The 3,346-nt window shown below is 60.2% G+C and carries 4 protein-coding genes and 2 pseudogenes; 3 read left to right on the forward strand and 3 right to left on the reverse strand.

Translation table 11 applies throughout. The features are described 5' to 3' along the window. Together Q4P21_RS09620 and Q4P21_RS09625 are read left to right on the forward strand one after the other, a co-directional pair. Positions 1–216, forward strand: a pseudogene (locus Q4P21_RS09620) (AMP-dependent synthetase); the annotation flags it as partial. A 100-nt stretch (positions 217–316) separates the two neighbouring features. After that, positions 317–1,195 carry a 1,4-dihydroxy-2-naphthoate polyprenyltransferase gene (locus Q4P21_RS09625; RefSeq protein WP_303388556.1) on the forward strand — a complete coding sequence of 293 codons (879 nt, stop codon included), beginning with the start codon at positions 317–319 and terminating at the stop codon, positions 1,193–1,195. Between the two features lie 37 nt (positions 1,196–1,232). On the opposite strand, the gene Q4P21_RS09630 is transcribed toward Q4P21_RS09625, so the two are convergent. Continuing rightward, positions 1,233–1,574 (reverse strand): DUF4229 domain-containing protein, encoded by a 342-nt coding sequence (locus Q4P21_RS09630; protein WP_303388557.1) that lies wholly within the window; start codon positions 1,572–1,574, stop codon positions 1,233–1,235. Between the two features lie 84 nt (positions 1,575–1,658). On the opposite strand from Q4P21_RS09630, the gene Q4P21_RS09635 reads away from it, so the two are divergent. Continuing rightward, positions 1,659–2,108 (forward strand): PLD nuclease N-terminal domain-containing protein, encoded by a 450-nt coding sequence (locus Q4P21_RS09635; protein WP_303388558.1) that lies wholly within the window; start codon positions 1,659–1,661, stop codon positions 2,106–2,108. Positions 2,109–2,194: 86 nt separating this feature from the next. Here Q4P21_RS09635 and Q4P21_RS09640 read toward each other — a convergent pair whose 3' ends face one another. Beyond that, positions 2,195–2,995 carry a TM2 domain-containing protein gene (locus tag Q4P21_RS09640; protein ID WP_303388559.1) on the reverse strand — a complete coding sequence of 267 codons (801 nt, stop codon included), beginning with the start codon at positions 2,993–2,995 and terminating at the stop codon, positions 2,195–2,197. Positions 2,996–3,118: 123 nt separating this feature from the next. Then, positions 3,119–3,346, reverse strand: a pseudogene (locus Q4P21_RS09645) (hypothetical protein); the annotation flags it as partial.

A 3,346-nucleotide genomic window follows, 5' to 3' on the forward strand; every position in this document is an offset into this window, starting at 1 on the left:
CCGGTACCGTCCGCCGAATGGGGGCAGCAGGTGGCGGCCATGGTTGTTGCCTCCTGCTCCCTGCCCGAGCTGCTGGCCGGTGCGGCGGCACTGGTGGAAGCTCATTTGGTGCCCAAAACTGTGGTGTTCGTCTCCGAGCTTCCCTTGCTTGCCACGGGAAAGCCTGACAGGACGGCGATTTTGGCCGCTTTGGCCGAAGCCGCCCAAACTGCTTAGTGCCGTGAAGCGGCACAATTAACGCGGTGGACCCGTTGATTGAGTCCACCAACACCCAATGCGCAAAACATATGTACAAAAGAATTGAAGGAGTAACACCGTGGCCACTGTGGGGCAATGGATTTCCGGGGCTCGGCTAAGGACCTTGCCCATGGCAGTGGCCCCCGTGATCATCGGTACCGCTGCGGCCTTCGACATGGGGGCCCTGCAGTGGGGCCGGGCCGTGTTGGCCATGTTCGTGGCCTTGCTGCTGCAAATTGGCGTGAACTACGCCAACGACTACTCCGACGGCATCCGCGGCACTGACGAAGTGCGGGTGGGACCGCTGCGCTTGGTGGGCAGCGGTGCGGCGAAGCCCTCGCATGTGAAGATGGCCGCGTTTGCCGCGTTTGGTCTGGCCATGTTGGCCGGTTTGGCACTGGTGGTGCTGTCGCAGGCTTGGTGGCTGCTGCTGATCGGGGCCGGGGCCGTACTGGCCGCCTGGGGCTACACGGGCGGCAAGAATCCGTACGGCTACATGGGTCTGGGCGACGTGTTCGTGTTTGTGTTCTTTGGCCCCGTGGCAACCTTGGGCACCACGTTCACCCAGACCGGCGCGGTGAGCACGGCGGCGGTGTTGGGTTCAATCTCGACGGGACTGATCGCCGTCGCACTTTTGATGGCCAACAATGTCCGCGACATTCCCACGGACACTGAAGTGGGCAAGCGTACCCTGGCCGTGCGGCTGGGCGATAGAAACGCGCGGCTCAGCTATGTGGTGATGCTGGCGCTGTCAGTGCTGCTGATGTTGTTCCTGGTACCGGCGAAGCCGTGGATTTTGCTGGTGCTGCTGCTGGTCCCGTTCATGGTGATGCCCAGCTGGCTGATGCTCACGGGCAAAATGCGAAAGAACCTGATCCCTGTTTTGCAGCAAACCGGCCTGTTCAACTTGGGGTTCAGCGTCCTGTTCGCCGTGGCCATGGTGCTCACGGCGTTGTAATCCACGAATCCAGTCCGCGGGTTGCAGTTGGCTGCGTTTAGAGCGACTCTTCTTCTGCGCGCTCGGACTTGGATGCGCTGGGCTTGCGGTCTGCATCAACCCAGATGTCGGGGTTTTCATCAACCAAGGCATCTTCAGCCTCGGCGTCTGCGGTAGCACCTGCGGACTGTGTGGTCTCGGCATTCGGTGCGAATCGGCCAGCAACGACGGCGGTTGCGCCGTCGCGCTGCTTGCGCAGGAAAACGAAGCTGATCAAGAAGGCGCCCAGTGCTGCGACCAAGGCCCCTGTAAGCCAGGAAAAGCCAATCACCTTGTAGGCGAGGAGGAAGAACGCCAAGAAGAGCACGGCGCGGACCAAGGAGTATTTGAAGAAAGCCACGGCTCAAGTTTAGCCGCTGAAACTGAGTGTCTGCCCCGGGTAACGCCCGGGGCGGTAATTTGCCCGTCAACGTTAGAATGAAGCATGCGCTATATCATTCCCGTGACTTTAGGTGTTGTCCTGTTTGTCTACGGACTCATCGACTGCCTCCGCAGCGAGCCCAGCGACGTGCGGAGCATCCCCAAGACTGCCTGGGTATTTATCATTGTGCTTTTGAATGTCATTGGTGTGGCCTTGTGGTTCTTGTTCGGACGCCCCCAATATGCTGGCGCGGCATCCAATCAGTCGCAAACGCAGGGCGGCCAAGGATCAGCTCCGCGCGGCCCGTCCCACACCGTCAGCTATGGCCGCTCGGTGGCCCCGGATGACAACCCCGAGTTCCTGCGTAATCTGGAAGTCGACAGGGCACAGAAGATGGAAGCTGAGCGCCTGCGCAAACTCAAGGCCGAGTTGGACGCGCGTGAAGCGAAATTGCGTGAGGACAAGCCGGACAAGACTCGCGAGCAGCACCCCAAGGATGAGAACCAAAAGTAGCCTTACGTTTCCCGTTGTGGAAAGCACTGTGGCCGGGTTGACGGCGTCCTTGCGGATCCGTCAACCCGGCCATTCGTGTTTTAGAGCTACTTCTTCTCTTCGATCTTTACGGTCCAGGAGTCCAAGTTTGCTGCCTTGACGTCCAGGAAGTACGTGCCAGCCTTCTTGTGCAATGCCGTGGTGTTGCTCTCTGGCTTGCTGGCCATGACAACGGGGATGCCACCGTCAACAGCGATGTCTGTGCCTTCTTTCTCCAGATAGATGGCGGCAATGGCCATGTCCGGGTCGGAGCCAGTGAACTCATAAACCAAGCGGGTTTCCTTGCCTGAGAGCTCAAAGACCTGGCTGGCCTGGTCAGCGGTGCCGCTCAGGGACACCACTTCAGTCCACGCTGCTGCTGCTGGCTTCTTGGCCACGAGCTCTTCCTTCGGCTTCTCGGCTGGCTTCTCAACAGGCTTCTCGACAGCCGGGGCTGCTGCCTCCGGGGCAATGGGCGCCGGGGCTTCGATGCTGGATTCAACAACGGCTTTTCCGGCTGATACACCGGCGACGCCGCCACCAATGCCACCCACCAGCATCAAGGCCAGGGTCACGACAATCGCCATAACCTTGTTTTTGGAGTAGCCAGCCAAGGAGTTGCCAGCCTTATCTGTCTGCTTTCCAGCAAGCGTGATGATCAAGTCGATCAAGGCCCAGACGCCGAGCCCGCCGAACGTGAACAGCTTCAGCAGGCCGGTGCCCACCTTGCCGAGGTAGAAGCGGTCCACGCCCCAGTAGCCCAGGAACAAGGACAACAGCCACGTCACCAAGAACGACTTGGCGCCCTCCTGCTTGGCAGGGGCGAACGGGGCTTGCTGAGGATCTTTGACATAAGCATTTTGAGTCATGATGTTTCCTTTCGGGCACGGCAAAGCTGCCTGTGCCAGTTTGTGGTGTTGGTTGTTGGTGTTACCAGATGGTGTGGAGGCGGGCCTTGTTCTAAAGGGCTTGCCGCTGGCTGAAGTTGTCTGTTATTGCCGGGTCCACGTTCCGCAGCGGGCGGTCTTGAAGTCCTGCCCAGCTGCGATGGTCACTGAGGGGAGTCCGCCGCCGGGAATATCGTTGGCGATGATGTCGTCGCCGTTGGAACCGCTCGCGTAGAGGCCCCAGTAGCAACGGGAGCCTACGTTGGCGGTGGGTTTGTACGTGCCGGGCTCAATGTCCACGCCCACAACCCACGTGCCGTCGCTGACGGTGTT

The organism is Arthrobacter sp. (assembly GCF_030540645.1).
In the GTDB taxonomy this organism is placed as follows: Bacteria; Actinomycetota; Actinomycetes; order Actinomycetales; family Micrococcaceae; genus Specibacter.

Coding starts and splice junctions, on each gene's coding strand:
- Q4P21_RS09635 (WP_303388558.1), top strand. CDS start 1,659: ATGCGCTATATCATTCCCGTGACTTTAGGTGTTGTCCTGTTTGTCTAC.
- Q4P21_RS09640 (WP_303388559.1), bottom strand. CDS start 2,995: ATGACTCAAAATGCTTATGTCAAAGATCCTCAGCAAGCCCCGTTCGCC.